Origin of the sequence: Rhodococcus sp. R1101 (assembly GCF_000278445.1) — a bacterium.
Lineage (GTDB): Bacteria > Actinomycetota > Actinomycetes > Mycobacteriales > Mycobacteriaceae > Rhodococcus > Rhodococcus gordoniae.
The window spans coordinates 1-684 of record NZ_AJVB01000889.1 but is presented as its reverse complement, the minus strand read 5'-3'; the positions used below and the strand labels follow the sequence as shown (position 1 = coordinate 684).

At 68.6% G+C, this 684-nt stretch carries 1 protein-coding gene; it reads left to right on the top strand.

What is annotated here, in order from left to right:
- Positions 1 to 91 precede the first annotated feature (91 nt).
- On the top strand, positions 92 to 684 hold a 593-nt coding region (locus R1101_RS31465), incomplete at its 3' end, for a DUF4389 domain-containing protein (RefSeq protein ID WP_016935834.1).

Below are 684 nucleotides of genomic sequence, written 5' to 3'. Positions count from 1 at the left end.
CGACCGAGCGTTGCTGGAGATCCGTCCCGGACGACAGCTATCGTGAACGAATCGCACGTCGAGGGCCGCCACGATTGTCCGGAGGACGGCGATGAACGTCGGCAGAGTGATCATGCTGGTCGTCGGAACTCTCCTCGCGCTTCTCGGCGCCCCTGCCGCGGTCGGAGCGCTCGTACCGGGATGGTTCCTCGTCCTCCAGCGCGACGGCGGATTCCTCACCGTGCCCACGGAGACCTTCCGGACGCAGACACACGCGCTGGTCACCGAACGACTCGACCTGGTCACCGACGACCAGACTCCGTCGGGGCTGCGGGGCGAGGACATCGGCCGACTGTCGGTGCGCGCCACCGCAGCCGATCCCACACAGGCGGTGTTCGTCGGCATCGCGACCGACGACGGGAACGACGATCCGGCCGGCAACAGCAATTGGGCCTTCGGCTCACTGCTGGGCGTCCTGGTGTTGTTCGCCGCGGTGGCGGTGCTGTTCACCGGCGCCTACCCGCGGGGGTTGTTCGATGTCGTGATGGGCATCGATCGGTGGCTGTTCCGGGTCTGGGCGTATGCCGCGCTGATGCGCGACGAGTACCCGCCGTTCCGGTTCGACCAGGGCGCGCGCGAACCCGTCGAACCCGTCGAACCGAGCACCGTCACGTCGTCGCCGGACCCGGACCCGGACGGCACCGA